The sequence below is a fragment of the Aedoeadaptatus coxii genome (assembly GCF_001553115.1).
Lineage (GTDB): Bacteria > Bacillota > Clostridia > Tissierellales > Peptoniphilaceae > Aedoeadaptatus > Aedoeadaptatus coxii.
The window spans coordinates 44,625-58,275 of the sequence record NZ_KQ960175.1 but is presented as its reverse complement, the minus strand read 5'-3'; the positions used below and the strand labels follow the sequence as shown (position 1 = coordinate 58,275).

General features: G+C 46.0%; 11 protein-coding genes. 8 read left to right on the top strand and 3 right to left on the bottom strand.

All coding sequences use genetic code 11. The features are described 5' to 3' along the window. Genes sfsA through HMPREF1863_RS04740 form a run of 3 tightly spaced genes read left to right on the top strand, consistent with a single transcriptional unit; the run spans position 1 to position 3,979 of the window. Positions 1 to 1,203 (top strand): DNA/RNA nuclease SfsA, encoded by a 1,203-nt coding sequence (sfsA, locus tag HMPREF1863_RS04750; protein WP_068367895.1) that lies wholly within the window; start codon positions 1 to 3, stop codon positions 1,201 to 1,203. Further along, entirely contained in the window at positions 1,200 to 2,522 is a 1,323-nt protein-coding gene (locus tag HMPREF1863_RS04745) for a cobyrinate a,c-diamide synthase (protein WP_068367893.1), read from the top strand. Before sfsA ends, HMPREF1863_RS04745 begins: the two co-directional genes overlap by 4 nt. Beyond that, positions 2,510 to 3,979: a cobyric acid synthase gene (locus HMPREF1863_RS04740; RefSeq protein WP_068367891.1), complete on the top strand. Its 1,470-nt coding sequence runs from the start codon at positions 2,510 to 2,512 to the stop codon at positions 3,977 to 3,979. The genes HMPREF1863_RS04745 and HMPREF1863_RS04740 overlap by 13 nt, the downstream gene beginning before the upstream one ends. Before the next feature lie 179 nt (positions 3,980 to 4,158). Here HMPREF1863_RS04740 and mgtE read toward each other — a convergent pair whose 3' ends face one another. Then, the gene (mgtE, locus tag HMPREF1863_RS04735) at positions 4,159 to 5,520 is read right to left on the bottom strand and encodes a magnesium transporter (protein WP_232300119.1); all 1,362 of its coding nucleotides are present in this window, start codon (positions 5,518 to 5,520) and stop codon (positions 4,159 to 4,161) included. A 268-nt stretch (positions 5,521 to 5,788) separates the two neighbouring features. Between mgtE and HMPREF1863_RS04730 the strand changes: the two genes are divergently transcribed. Together HMPREF1863_RS04730 and HMPREF1863_RS04725 are read left to right on the top strand one after the other, a co-directional pair. Continuing rightward, positions 5,789 to 6,868: a C40 family peptidase gene (locus HMPREF1863_RS04730; protein ID WP_068367887.1), complete on the top strand. Its 1,080-nt coding sequence runs from the start codon at positions 5,789 to 5,791 to the stop codon at positions 6,866 to 6,868. Between the two features lie 50 nt (positions 6,869 to 6,918). Then, a complete protein-coding gene (locus HMPREF1863_RS04725) occupies positions 6,919 to 7,743 on the top strand; it encodes a bifunctional 5,10-methylenetetrahydrofolate dehydrogenase/5,10-methenyltetrahydrofolate cyclohydrolase (RefSeq protein WP_068367885.1) in 825 nt (274 codons plus the stop codon). Between the two features lie 72 nt (positions 7,744 to 7,815). Here HMPREF1863_RS04725 and HMPREF1863_RS09090 read toward each other — a convergent pair whose 3' ends face one another. Beyond that, positions 7,816 to 7,953 carry a hypothetical protein gene (locus tag HMPREF1863_RS09090; RefSeq protein WP_157065085.1) on the bottom strand — a complete coding sequence of 46 codons (138 nt, stop codon included), beginning with the start codon at positions 7,951 to 7,953 and terminating at the stop codon, positions 7,816 to 7,818. A gap of 57 nt (positions 7,954 to 8,010) precedes the next feature. Next, positions 8,011 to 10,869, bottom strand: coding sequence for a transglycosylase domain-containing protein (locus tag HMPREF1863_RS04720; RefSeq protein ID WP_068367880.1), 2,859 nt, complete (start codon positions 10,867 to 10,869; stop codon positions 8,011 to 8,013). An 86-nt stretch (positions 10,870 to 10,955) separates the two neighbouring features. On the opposite strand from HMPREF1863_RS04720, the gene hflX reads away from it, so the two are divergent. Genes hflX through nadE form a run of 3 tightly spaced genes read left to right on the top strand, consistent with a single transcriptional unit; the run spans position 10,956 to position 13,607 of the window. After that, on the top strand, positions 10,956 to 12,233 hold the full coding sequence (gene hflX, locus HMPREF1863_RS04715) for a GTPase HflX (RefSeq protein ID WP_068367878.1): 1,278 nt from the start codon (positions 10,956 to 10,958) through the stop codon (positions 12,231 to 12,233). After that, positions 12,226 to 12,906, top strand: a complete 681-nt coding sequence (locus HMPREF1863_RS04710) for an IMPACT family protein (RefSeq protein ID WP_068367877.1) — start codon at positions 12,226 to 12,228, stop codon at positions 12,904 to 12,906. Before hflX ends, HMPREF1863_RS04710 begins: the two co-directional genes overlap by 8 nt. Then, positions 12,906 to 13,607, top strand: a complete 702-nt coding sequence (gene nadE, locus HMPREF1863_RS04705; protein WP_068367876.1) for an NAD(+) synthase — start codon at positions 12,906 to 12,908, stop codon at positions 13,605 to 13,607. Before HMPREF1863_RS04710 ends, nadE begins: the two co-directional genes overlap by 1 nt. Positions 13,608 to 13,651 lie beyond the last annotated feature (44 nt).

Sequence of the window (13,651 nt, the reverse complement as noted above, 5' to 3'; positions counted from 1 at the left end):
ATGCGATATAGCAGAATGGAAGAAGCGGTTTTTCTTAAAAGGGAAAATCGCTTCATTGCATATGTAGAGAAAAACGGAGAAAGAATTCCCGTTCATGTGCCGAACACGGGCCGCTGCAAGGAACTTTTCGTTCCCGGTCGAAAGGTACTTTTAAACGGAGCGGAACCGGGTTCCAAACGGAAGACGGCATATTCTCTCGTTACAGTGGACAAAGACGGCATGTGGGTCAATATCGATTCCCAAGCCCCCAATCAATTAGTGGCGGACTATTTAGATACATCGCCGACGCTGAAGACCTTTGGAAAAATTTACAATTATAAGCGAGAAGTTACCTACGGCGACAGTCGCTTCGATTTTTACGTCGAAGGAAGCGAGGGAAGCGGCTTTATCGAAGTAAAAGGCGTCACACTGGAAGATAAAGTGTACGCTCGCTTTCCCGACGCGCCGACGACCCGCGGTGCAAAGCATATTCGCGAGCTGGGCGATTTTGCGGCGACAGGGGAGAAGGCAGGCGTATTTTTCGTCGTACAGATGAAAGGCCCCGTGCTCTTCAGCCCCAACGATAGCACCGATCCCGCATTCGGTGATGAACTCAGAAGCGCTTATAAAAAAGGCATGGAGATTTTCGTCATGGATACATTAATTGAGGGTGATCATATGATGATTAATCGGAATGTATCCTTTGAACTCTCTGATCCCCTTCACTTGGTGCGCGCAGAGAAAAGGGATTCGGAAACTGTGCTTTCGTTAGTACGGGTTGGTCGTGAAAAACTAAAGAGAGACGGCGTGGATCAATGGCAAGGGAAAGATCCGACGGAAGGAACTATAGTCGAGGATATTTTAAAGGGGCACACTTTTATTTTTAAAGACGGCGAGGATATCGTCGCCACCGCCGTTTTAATAAAAGGCGAAGATCCGACCTATTCCACTATCGACGGCGCTTGGCAAACGAGCGGAGATTATGTGACCATTCACCGTTCCGTCGTCTCGGAAAAATATGTTGGAAAGGGAATGGGGCGTCGCATGATGCATCGCATTAAACTTTATGCGGCGACGGTAAATGTGGGCTCGATTCGCGTCGATACGCACGAGGACAACAAAGCCATGCGAGCACTTATCGAAGGCTCCGGCTTTACCTACTGCGGCATTATTACCGTAGCGGACGGAACGAAACGTGTGGCTTACGAATGGAGTTTAAAATGAAGCGACTTATAATTTCCGCCGCGAGCTCCGGAGCGGGAAAGACGACCGTCACCATGGGGCTGATTCGCGCTTTTATTCGACGGGGCATAAGTCTTTCTACGGCAAAGATCGGACCGGACTACATCGATCCCATGTATCACCGCGCCCTTGGCGGCGACGGTTATAATCTTGATTCTTTTTTGATGGAGGAAGATTATATTCGCGCACTGCTATCCAAGATGGAAGAGAAGGATCTCGTTCTCATGGAAGGCGCCATGGGTTACTACGACGGCATTTCTACGACGACAAAAGCTTCCTGCGCCGACATGAGTGTGTTAACGGACACGCCTACTATTCTCGTCATGACGGGGAAGGGGAAGGGCGCAAGTCTCGGGGCGGAAGTAAAGGGCTTTTTAGATTTTGCCCCCAATCGCATTGTCGGTGTGATGTTAAATCGGACGAAGCCTATGCTGGCATCTTATTATAAAAAGATTATCGAAGACTACACAGGGCTTCCTCTTTTAGGATGTATTCCGTCTATGGATGGCCATCTGTCGTCGCGGCATTTAGGTCTTTTTCGACCGGAAGAAGTAGAGGACTTAAAAGATTATGCAGAAAAAATGGCGGTTTTTATTGAAGAATATGTGGATATGGAAAAACTCCTCGCTCTTGCCGAAGTAAAGCCGACGAAGGCCACGGGTAAAGAAAAAATGACCACGGGTAAAGTAAAAGTCGCCATAGCGAAAGATGAGGCGTTTCAATTCTACTATCGCGACGTATTGGAAGATTTCGAGGAGGCCGGAGTCGAGTGGATTCCTTTTTCGCCTCTGCGCGATTCTCTACCGAAAGGTATTTCAGGACTTTACTTAGGAGGCGGCTATCCGGAACTTTATAAAGAAGAGATTTCTAAAAACACCGTCCTTCAAAAAGAATTGCGAGATTATGTTAAAAAAGGTCATTTGCTAATCGCCGAGTGCGGCGGCTATATGAGTCTTTTAGAATCTATTGACGGTGTATCGACGTGGAACTTATTGCCGGGCAAGGCGACAATGACCGATTCTTTAAAGAATTTCGGTTACCATGTTATGGAAGCGGCGACCGGCGGCCTTTTAATAGAAGAGGGAGAGCGCGTTCCGGTACACGAGTTTCATTACGGAAAGACGACAGTAGAGGGGGAAGATTTTATTATGAAAAAAGCCGGCCGCAACGCGGAGCGGAAGGCGGGCTTCCATGGAGAAAATGTATATGCAGGCTTCCCCCATCTCCACTTAAGCGGCAATAAAAATTTACGACGGCGTATTTTGACGAAGCTGAAGGAGGCGACACCGTGGCAGGGATAATATTACTAGGCACCGCATCCAATGCGGGGAAAAGCGCCATGGTGGCGGCCCTTTGTCGAATTTACAAGCGGCGCGGATTTAAAGTGTGCCCTTTTAAGGCGCAGAATATGGCCCTCAACAGTGGCGTTACAAAAGCGGGAGAAGAAATTGGAAGAGCCCAACTGATGCAAGCGGAGGCGGCGGGAGTCGAAGCCGATCATCGCATGAATCCTATTCTTTTAAAACCGACGGGCAATGGCGTAAGCCAAGTCATCGTCAACGGAAGGGTTTTAAAAAATATGAGCACAAAAGAGTATTATGCATCGAAACCTGCTCTTTTTAAAGAAGCCATTGTAGCCTATCGATCCTTGGAAGAGGATTACGACATTATTATCGCCGAAGGGGCGGGAAGTGCGTCGGAAATCAATTTAAAATCCGTGGATATGGTGAACATGGGCTTCGCCAAGGCGGTAAATATGCCGGCGATTCTTGTTGCAGACATCGATCGCGGGGGCATGTTCGGTGCCGTCGTAGGTACCCATGTTTTATTTGACGAAGAAGAACGGCGTCTGTTTAAGGGAACCATCGTCAATAAATTTCGCGGCGATGTTTCCATTCTAAAGCCGGGCCTGGATATGCTCGAAGACTATACAAAAAAGCCCGTGCTCGGCGTCGTGCCTTATGTCGATGTTACCTTGGACGCGGAAGATTCCCTGGCGACGCCATTTCGTAAAAAACAAAATGCGCCTATCGACATCGCCGTTATAAAATTTCCCCACGTTTCCAATATTACAGACGTTGCACCCTTTACGTTATACGACGATGTTTCCCTTCGCTACGTGGATCAAGTGGAAGATTTCGGCGATCCCGATCTTTTAATTTTACCGGGAACGAAAAATACCATGGCGGATTTAAAGTGGCTGAAGGAATCCGGGCTTTATGCCCGTGTCCTTCGCCATGTTCAGAATCGAAAGCCTCTCTTTGCCATATGTGGCGGCTTTCAAATGATGGGCGCAAGCATTACCGATCCTCTCGCCATCGAAAGCGGCGGTACAATCGACGGTTTGCATTTAACTGACGGCGTGACGGAAATAACGTCCGTTAAGGAACAACGGCAAGTAGAAGCGATCATTACCTACGGCGGCGATCTCTTGCGGGAAGCAAGGGGAAAGCAAGTTAAAGGTTATGAGCTTCACATGGGACGCACGACGTCTTCGAGGGAAGGAAAAGAATTGACCGATAGAGGCGGCGTCGTCATCGACGATTCTATATATGGAACGTATTTCCACGGATTTTTTGACGAACCGGGGATAGCCGATGCAGCGATCCATTATTTGCGTGGACTTAAAAACGTCACGGCGAAAGAGACCATGGATTATCGAGCATTTAAAGAAACCCAGTATAACAAACTTGCCGATGCAGTAGAGGCTGCCATCGACATGGAAACCTTAGATCATATACTGGGAATCAACAAATGACGTCATCCATTCTGAAAAATGACGCTACGAAATATCCCGAAATTTGGATTTGATTCAAGTTTCGGGTTTTTTATTGGCCACGTTTTTTGAAAATAATGGGTAGGGATATTTGAACAAAATAAAATCGAGTAAGCGATGGCTCACTCGAAGTCGTTTCATTTTATCGTTTTATAATTTGATCACATCAATTTGGGAAGGATGACGGATGCGAGCCCCAGGAAAATAAAGAAGCCGCAAATATCCGTTGCCGTCGTCAAAAAGATGGGAGATGAAATAGCGGGATCGATCTTCATTTTGTCGAAGATCAGTGGAAGCAAGAAGCCTACCACACCTGCGATCACCATATTTAAAATCATGGCGACGAGAATAATTAAACCGAGAAAAACATTATGGTACTTCAGGTAGAGAACGAAGCCGGCGATCAGGCCGATAATGGCGCCGTTAAAAATACCGAGGCCCACCTCTTTGATGATAAGAGGCAAGTCGTCTTCCAGCGTAATTTCGTCCCGCGCAAGACTCGTCAGTACAATAGATAGTGCCTGATTACCTGCATTGCCGCCCATACCGGTGACGATAGGCATGGCGGCGGCGAGGGCCACAACTTGGCTGATAGTAGACTCAAACATACTGACCACCGCCGAGGCCATAAACGCTGTCACGAGATTAATGACCAGCCAAGGCAGACGGCTCTTAATCGAATGGAAAAAATTTGAGTCAAACTCTTCGTCTTTTGAAACCCCACCCATGGCGAGAATATCTTCATTATGTTCTTCTTCCATAACGTCGATAATATCGTCACTGGTGATGACACCTAAGATCGCCATGTTTTTATTGACGACGGGCAGGTACTTTAAGTCGTATTTATAAATTAGATTGGCGGCTTCTTCCTGGTCCTGATCGGCGTAGACGAAGAACGGGTGATTTTCCACGAGATCCGCCAAAGGTTTAAAGCCCGGCGCCACGAGAATATCTCTTAAATTGACGATACCTTGAATACGATGGAGATCGTCGGTAATAAAAATAGATTCAATGATTTCCGTCGTCGGCGCGATTTCCTTGATCTTCAACAGCGCTTCGCGTACCGTTAAGGATTGACGCAGGGAAATAAATTCCGTCGTCATAATTCTTGCGGCACTGTCGTCTTCATAGGAGAGGATCATCTTTAAAATATCCGATTCGCTCGCCTTCATATAATTTAAGACTTCTTTACGCCGTTTCGTCGACATAAAACCGAGTAAATCGGCGACATCGGCGTTGGTCATAAAGCTGAAAATTTCAATTAATTCCTTCGTGGAATAAAACCGCGTCATTTTCGGTTGCAGATCGGGATCGGCATTTTCTATTAAATTGGCGACCTGCTCGGCATTTAACATAAATAGGAAAAATTGGAGATCCGTAGGTTCCAGATCTTCTAAAACCTCGTCGATGTCCACAGAGTGGTATTGATCAAAAAGAGCAGTAGCATCGTGAACGTCACCATGTTGGATAACATGTTCTAATTGCTCTTTTAATATTGCATAGTCGGAATCAAATTCCAACATCATCACCTCCAATCCTAGTATTCCTTTCCATTATAACACTCTACAGGCGAGTTACCACAGGGAAGAAAACCAATAGGTTAAATACGTAACATAACGTCACAAAGCTGTAACAGAGAAGTAACATAAATGACCCACGAAATAGTTACATTTTGTAACCGATCATGTTATAATTTTCAAAGATCATTAAGAAAAATCTAAATTCCCGAGAGAATTCATGACGTTTGTTTTATACGAAACAAGTGATTTACATAAGGAGTGTAGCTAATAAATGAATCAGAAGATTAAACTTACCATCGGAACTGCGGCTTTAGCACTTATTTCAGTGGTAGGTCTAAGAGATACCGGCGTTTTCGTTCAGGATCACAGCACGACATTGTACAGTGGCAAGCAAATCGGATTTGCCGTTGAAGAAAAGGCAAATATTATCGAAACCACCGACAATGGTTACATCGTTCAAAAGGGCAATGCCAAAGTGACGGTTCCCAAGAATAAGATTCTTGTAACCGAAGGCAAACCTCAAGAATATATCGTAAAGAAAAATGCCATTCTCAAGAAAGACGGCAAAGTCGTCCGTAATCTTTTTATCGGCGAAACATTACAAGCAGTCGATCATTACAAAAACGGCGTTACGGTTAACACCGTCGACGGTCTTTTCGGCTCGGTAGAATATGGTTTTGTCGAAGCAGTTGAAGGCCCACACGTCACATCTGCAAAAGTAAAACAAGATTTAAGACTTGAAAATGCTAACGGCGTTTACGCAGTAAAGAAAAACAACACGGTTAACGTCGTAGGATATAAAAACGGTCTGTTCATCGTTTTAAATGAACAAGGCAAGGATTTCCAAATCGATCCGAACTATTTAGATTTCGGCGAAGGCGGAGTACAAGCTGTAAAACGTGAAGTGATTCAACGTCAAGCACCTGAGCAAGTAGCTAAGGTTGCCGTTAAGGGCGCTCCGGCTCCCAGAGTTGACGGTGCAAAAGCGCAACGCGTCATCGATTCCGCTTACAGCAAAATCGGTACACCCTATGTATGGGGCGCAACCGGATCCAACGGTTTCGATTGTTCCGGTTTAGTATATGCCATTTACGTAAAGGAACTCGGCATTTCTCTTCCGAGAACCTCTTCGGCACAATCCCAAGTAGGTACGCCTGTTGATCGTTCCGAATTACAACCCGGCGACTTAATTTTCTTCAACACTACCGGTAGAGGTGTAAGCCACGTTGGTATTTACGTAGGAAACGATGTTTTCGTTCACGCTTCCAGCGGCGGTGCACGAGTTAAGGAAAATAAATTAACGGAAAAATATTACAGCTCACGTTTTGTTAACGCAATGCGCGTTCTGTAATTCGAACGGAAGGAGCGGCTTAGCCGCTTCTTTTTTAATAGGAGGATTTTATGAAATATGATATTTCACCGCTGAGAGACAAGGTAAAATGTGTCCTTAAAGATAAAGTGGAACGGGCACGGGAACGGCAAATGGGCTATAAGCTTTTAATATTACGAGTCGGCGATAATAAGGCGGACATTAGTTATGAAAACTCCATCAAGAAATCGGCTGAAGGCGTCGGAATCGAGGTGGAAGTTTCAACTTTTGCCGAATTAGTCACGGAAAGTGAAATCATCGCCGAAATCAAGAGAGGTAATCTCGACGACAAAATCGGCGGAATCCTGCTCTTCCATCCACTGCCGAAGCATTTAGATGCCGATAGCATCGACAGTGCTATCGACAGCGACAAGGACATCGATTGTTTGAGCCCCTCGAATCAATGGAAGGTCTTTACATCCAACGGTTCCATCTATCCGGCAACGGCGAAGAGCGCTTTGTTAATTGCAAAGGATATGATGGATTTAAAGGGCAAGCGAGTTTTAATTATTAACCGCTCCATGGTAATCGGCAAGCCTCTTGCCATGATGATGCTCGATGAAAATGCGACGGTTACCATTGGCCATTCGAAAACCGAATCGATTCCGGAGCTCGCCAAAGGATTTGATCTCGTAGTATACGGAACCGGACAGTGTCAGTGGGTAGATGAATCTTTCGTATCGAAAGACCAGTGCATCATTGACTGCGGCATCGCATTTACGGAAGAGGGGAAAATGGTCGGCGATGTGAACTTCGATCGCGTTGTCGACGAGGTCAACTACGTAACGTCCGTTCCGGGCGGCGTCGGCAGCCTAACCAACCTCTTATTATTAGACAATATGTTTCAACACAAATAAAAAAATCGAGTGAATCATCACTCGATTTTGCGCATAGAGAAAGCCTCGAGTCATACTCGAGGCTTTTCGTGATTATCTGCGACGTCGCAGAGCCTTCCATAAAAAGTACTTCTTCAAAAATCCGCCCGAAGCTTTTCTGACGGGTTTGTGACCCAAAGCTTTAAAGATTTTTGTAAAGGCTAATAATTTTAAAATCGTTTTAATGTTCATCGTTGCCTCCTCTTCTTATTATAAATTTACCCAAAACAGGCTATTTTACACAGAAGATTAGCGTTTCGAATTTTTACGGCCTTTTGCAGTCTTTTGAGTTGCAGAGCGATTGTTTTTACTTTTCTGTTTCTGTTTATCTCGCGCTTTGGCTTGTTCCTTTTTTAAAGCTTCCTCTTGCTCTTTTTCAAGTTCTTCTTGTTGACGGAGTTGTTCGTCGTGCCATTCTTTCGTGTGAATATGGCAATAACTTGAAGGAAGGGTATAGAAATCCTTCGGCCTTATGCCGTCAAATTGAGCGGGATCATATCCCTTTGGACGTACGAAATAATATCCGTAGGTAATGGTATCGTAGGGACAGTAGGTCGACGCCTTTTCTCCCGATTCGGAGCAAATAAGCACGCGGGTGTAATTTTTTGTAATCTCTTTGGGAGCCGTTCCCGGCAGGAAGGGGAGCGTGACAGTGGAGTGGGCGCGTTTCGCGTAAGTCGATGCGAGATCGCCCGTTTTGTCGCTGACCTCTACCATTTCAAAGGAATCGGGAACCTTCCATTGGCTCTTATCGTCGGTAATGGAATAAAGGGACGCGTAAAATGATGTCGCAAGATCCTGATTGCGGCTCAATGCGAGTTTTTGAATTTCATTGCCCATCCAAAGTCCGTAGGTGTAATGGGGCGTAGAGCCTACCGCCATATAGTCGGAATGAAATTTATTTTCGCCGAATATGGCGTATGCGTCGTAGCCGTTTTGCTTTAGCGATTTTGAAAGCGGTGAAAGAGAGAGGGCATAGCGTAGAAGTGCGTTGCTTTTATTGGGGAACTTCACGCTCTTCGGCTCGTGACGATAGATAACATTACCTTCGCCGTCGGTAATGGATTCCACGATATAATTTCCTCCCGTTTGGGGCGATGCGATTTTTGCATAGGCGTTGACGAGATCTTTTAAGCTAACGCCGTCCACAAGATTGCCCGATGCCAAACCGTCGTAGGTTATATCGTTGCGCGTTTTATTTTCCGAAGATGAGACGATGGTATCATTTGAAGTGTCATCATACAGGCCGAGAAGCTTCAATGTATTTAGGCTTGCTTCAAAGCCGAAACGTTCGAGGATTTTGCCGCCAACGGCTTCGCGGGTATGAGCCGCTGCGTCGGCCAGTATATCGTATCCGTAAAATTCTCTTTGTGCCGGCCAGATGGCGCCGTCGATTTTAAGGGGCGTGTCGTCATAAGAGGTGGCAAGAGTGTCGCCCTTAATAAGTGCCGTCAAATAGGCGGAGAGAGGCGTAAGCGCCGTGCCCGGTTGCCGCTTGCTGTTTACGTGATTGAATCGCATTCTTGCAGGATTGCGGAGGCTGTTTCCGCCGGCCAAGGCGACGATCCCGCCGGTTTCATTATCTGCTATAAGAGCGGCGGATTGAGGTTGCAAACTGGATTCGTCGGGGAAGAGAAAGAGATTTTTTGAAAAGATTAATTCGCCGTCCTGTTCCTTAATAGAATTGCCGTATTTTTTCAAAACGTCTTTCGACATTTCGAATTCCTCGTCTCCGGAGACTTCTCCCGGTTCGAAAATAGCAGTGGCTCCCGAGAGAGTTTTTAAATTATCCCGCTTATCCAAGGTATAGAAATTCTTTAATTGAATCGTACCGTTTTTTTGCACAAAGGCGGGGTTATAAAAACTCAAATTACCGTTTTCAAATCGGTAATGCTCTTTCGACAAGTGTAAATTACCTTCCTCATCGAAGAGATTGCCATAGCGAAGGTAAAGAGTTTCTCCCCGGTCATCGACGATGTTTCCGGATTCATCTGTCGAGAAATCTATAAAGTGGGCGCCGCGATTGCGTCCGTTTTGTACGAGGTGTGCATAGCCGTCGTATAAAGTTTCCATGCCCTTTTGGTATTGGGGAACGATGGTAGATTGGATGGTAAGCCCGCCTTCGCGAACCAGCTGACGGGCACGATCCCGATCAATTTTTTGAGTCGTCATCAAAATTTGAATCGCTTCATCGGCGATGTAATCCGCTACATAGGAAGAATAAGGCGCGGGATCTTCCTGTTTCGGCTTAAAGATAATGTCACGCTTAGAAGCGTCGTCGGCTTCTTTGGAAGAGAGATATCCGCCGGCGGCCATGGCCTTTAACACGGTATTTTTGCGTTCCATGGAGCGTTCATTTTTTTCAAGATCGTAAACCTTATCGCCGACGGTTTGTGTGGCGACGATGTTTTCGTTTTTTTCATCGGATGCGGGGAGACGTTTAAGGGGTTGGTAATTGGCGGGGGATTTCGCAATACCCGCAAGGAGAGCCCCTTCTTCCAGCGTCAGATCTTCCACATGTTTTGAAAAGTATGCTTGGCTCGCCGCTTCTATGCCTTGGCTGCCGAGGCCTAAATCGACGCGGTTCAAATAAGCCTCTAAAATATCTTTTTTCGAAAGAGACTGTTCCAGAGCCAGAGTTATGTATGCTTCTTTTAATTTGCGGGCGACGGATTGATCCGTACTTAAGTAAATATTTTTCACCAATTGTTGCGTAATGGTGGAACCGCCGCGAATAATATGTCCGCTTTTTACATTAGCTGCAAGGCTCGCTAAAATTTGACGCAGATCCAAACCGTGATGGTCATAAAAACTACGGTCCTCAATGGCCAAAAACGCTTCCTGTACATGTTTCGGTACTTGTTTTAGCGCGACGTGTTCGCTGATGATCGAGGGATCGACTTCGTCGATAATATTACCTTCGGCATCGAGTATAGTCGACGTTTCGGCGATGGAGACTTTAAGATCATTAAAATCGATGGCATCGACACTATGAAGAACGGTGACCACCCACGCGCCTAACATTCCCGCAATGAATACGACAATAAATGCAATAATACATAAGGCGAGATGAATGGTATTTGAATGATTTTTAAAATGATGGGACATAGGCATCCTCCTGTCCACATTATAACATAGGGTACTTCTTGCGTAGAAGCTTGTGATTGTGTATATTTAGGAAAGGAGGTTTGGGAGTGGAGAAACATATTACGGAACGACAAAAGGTGATTACGGCTGCGGCGTGGGACGACAAGAGTAAATATAATGAAGAAAGTTTAAGCGAATTAAACGATCTCGTCGACGTAGCGGGAGGTGTCGTCGTAGGAACGGCGACCCAAACTGTGCGCAGTTTTCATCCGGCGACTTTGATGGGAAAGGGGAAGCTGGAGGAGATTCGATTGGCCGCCGAAACCCTGGGAGCGGAGCTCGTCATTTTTGACGGCGAGCTTACGGGAATTCAAATGCGCGAAATCGAAAAAGTTTTGGATTTGCCGGTATTGGATCGTACGGCGCTCATTTTAGATATTTTCGCATCCAGGGCACGCACCGATGTGGGAAAGCTTCAGGTCTACCTCGCCCAATTGGAATACGGCAAGACTCATTTGATCGGGAAGAAAAATTATTCTCGTCTCGGCGGCGGCATCGGCACTCGTGGACCCGGCGAACAAAAACTGGAAATCGACAGACGGCGGATTAATGATGACATTATGCGCACGAAGCGAAAGTTGAAACGGGCGCAAAAAGTGCGCGACACGGGGCGCAAACAAAGAGAGCGATCGGATATTCCGTCCATTGCCATTGTGGGCTATACGAATGCGGGAAAATCCTCTCTAATGAATCGAATGCTTCGCGAATCTTCGGCTCAAGGAAAAGAAGTTTACGTCGAGGACATGCCCTTTGCTTCATTAGATCCCGATACTCGGCGCATCACACTTCCGGGCGGCTTGGCCGTTTGCGTTACCGACACTGTCGGCTTTATCTCCAATCTTCCCACGACTTTAATCGAATCTTTCCACACCACTCTCGAAGAACTTAAGGATTCGGATCTTATTATTCATATGATCGACGGTTCCGAGGAAGATGAAGGTTTGCGCTATGAAACCACGCAAAAACTTTTAAGCGATTTAGGCGTTCGCGACACGCCGATTATTTTATTTGTAAACAAAGCGGATAAAATGGAACATAAAAAGTTACCCTTCCTGCCTTCGGAACATCGCGTGCTTTACGGCTCTGTAAGAGAAGATCCCTCTATCGAATCTCTTTACGCGGCTATAGAAGAGGCATTAAAATCGAAGTATGTAAAAGTCATGATGGCATTTTCCTACGGTGAAATGCATTTGGTGGAAGAAATCAAAAACCGCTTCCCGGTCGAAGCCTTTGAGTATACGCACGGAGGGGTGGAGCTTTTGGCGACGCTTCCGAAAGTGTATTTAAATCGCTATGAAGAACAAATAAGGAGGCGCTATGTATAAAACCGTCTATCGAGAAGGACAGATAAGCCTGATCGAGAAGAAATCAGAATTTATCGGGCGCGTGGCCTTTGTCAAGACGAAGGAAGGGGCGGAAGCCTACATTCAAAATATTCGAGACAGCGGAAAAGACGCCACACATCATTGTACCGCCTATATTATTAACGAAGATCAATCCATCCAGAAATACGACGATGACGGAGAGCCGCAAAAGACGGCGGGACCACCCATTTTAGATGTATTAAAACGTAACGGCCTAACCAATGTGGTTTGCGTCGTGACCCGTTATTTCGGGGGAACGCTCCTTGGGGCGGGAGGTCTTATTCGCGCCTATTCCTCCGCTGCATCGGCAGCACTCGATGATGCCGTCGTCGTGGAAATGCACAAAGCGCTGGATATTACCTTTACCTACGATTACACCGAACACGGAAGCATTGAAAACTATATGATGCAAAACGGCTATCCGATTATTGATACGGTTTATACCGATCGGGTACAAGTAACGACGACGGTGTATGAAAGTGGCTACGAAGCTTTTAAGGCCTATTTGTTAGATGTAACGTCGGGAACGGTAACCATAGAAAAAGTGGATGGTACTGAACGGGCCGTTCTCGACGGGAAACTATTATATGAAGGAAAAAGTTACAACCAAAAACAATATAAAGGGGAAGAATAATGGAAAGAATTGAAGCAATTTGCCAATGGATGAAAGAAATCGTGAAAGATGCCCACGCCGAAGGCGTCGTCTTCGGCCTAAGCGGCGGTATCGATTCCGCCGTTGTAGCGGGGCTTGCTAAGCGTGCCTTTGGTGACGATGCTCTGGGCATCATTATGCCCATCGAGTCCAATCCGCAAGACGAACACGATGCTCGCCTTGTAGCGGAATCCTTGGATCTTAAAATTGAAAAAGTAGATCTTTCAAAAACATATCATGCCTTGGTCGACGCTTCCATGGATAGCGACAATCAATTGGCGAAAAACAATATTAAGCCGAGACTTCGCGCCGTTACGCTTTATTATTACGCGCAAGACCGTAATTATTTGGTTTGCGGTTGTTCCAATGCCAGTGAATTTTACACCGGTTACTTTACAAAATACGGTGATTCGGCCAGTGACTTAATGCCGATTGCAAGTTTTGTGAAGAGCGAGGTAGTGGAACTTGCCAAAGCATTGGATCTTCCGAAAGAAGTCATTGAGAAAAAACCGACGGCGGGCCTCTACGAAGGGCAAACCGACGAAGACGACATGGGCTTCACCTATGATGAACTCGATGCCGTCATTCGCTCAGATTATCGAGGCGATCATCGGGACGCCATTGATCACAAACACGCAATCAGTGAACATAAGCGCAACATGCCGCCGAAATTTGAAAGATAGGCTTTAAGAGTGATATAATTTTACTTTGATATAAATCAAGGAGG

Coding starts and splice junctions, on each gene's coding strand:
- sfsA (WP_068367895.1), top strand. CDS start 1: ATGCGATATAGCAGAATGGAAGAAGCGGTTTTTCTTAAAAGGGAAAAT.
- HMPREF1863_RS04745 (WP_068367893.1), top strand. CDS start 1,200: ATGAAGCGACTTATAATTTCCGCCGCGAGCTCCGGAGCGGGAAAGACG.
- mgtE (WP_232300119.1), bottom strand. CDS start 5,520: ATGTTGGAATTTGATTCCGACTATGCAATATTAAAAGAGCAATTAGAA.
- HMPREF1863_RS04730 (WP_068367887.1), top strand. CDS start 5,789: ATGAATCAGAAGATTAAACTTACCATCGGAACTGCGGCTTTAGCACTT.
- HMPREF1863_RS04725 (WP_068367885.1), top strand. CDS start 6,919: ATGAAATATGATATTTCACCGCTGAGAGACAAGGTAAAATGTGTCCTT.
- HMPREF1863_RS09090 (WP_157065085.1), bottom strand. CDS start 7,953: ATGAACATTAAAACGATTTTAAAATTATTAGCCTTTACAAAAATCTTT.
- HMPREF1863_RS04720 (WP_068367880.1), bottom strand. CDS start 10,869: ATGTCCCATCATTTTAAAAATCATTCAAATACCATTCATCTCGCCTTA.
- HMPREF1863_RS04710 (WP_068367877.1), top strand. CDS start 12,226: ATGTATAAAACCGTCTATCGAGAAGGACAGATAAGCCTGATCGAGAAG.
- nadE (WP_068367876.1), top strand. CDS start 12,906: ATGGAAAGAATTGAAGCAATTTGCCAATGGATGAAAGAAATCGTGAAA.